1 pseudogene is annotated in these 226 nt (G+C 41.2%); it reads right to left on the bottom strand.

Annotated elements, in window-relative coordinates:
* Positions 1-226, bottom strand: a pseudogene (locus tag V6255_RS18395) (urea ABC transporter permease subunit UrtC); the annotation flags it as partial.

Below are 226 nucleotides of genomic sequence, written 5' to 3'. Positions count from 1 at the left end.
AAGATGAAAGCTAATAAACCAGGGCCAGAAAAGACAAACAAAATCATTACAAAGGCGTTATCACAACCCGCCCAATACAAAGTTAATTCAGTCCAGTTCAAGAACACAATAAAATCGGGTAGTTCTGGGTTACCGTAAACGCCTCGATCACCAATTTGTCGCATCAGGTACATACCCATCGCGTAACAACCTAAGGCAAAGAATGCACCTTGACCTAAGGTTAAAA

It is taken from the genome of Psychromonas arctica, from assembly GCF_038155225.1.
GTDB classification, from domain to species: Bacteria; Pseudomonadota; Gammaproteobacteria; order Enterobacterales; family Psychromonadaceae; genus Psychromonas; species Psychromonas arctica_B.
Note: the sequence above shows the minus strand (reverse complement) of the source record. Positions and strands in the feature narration are given on the sequence as shown.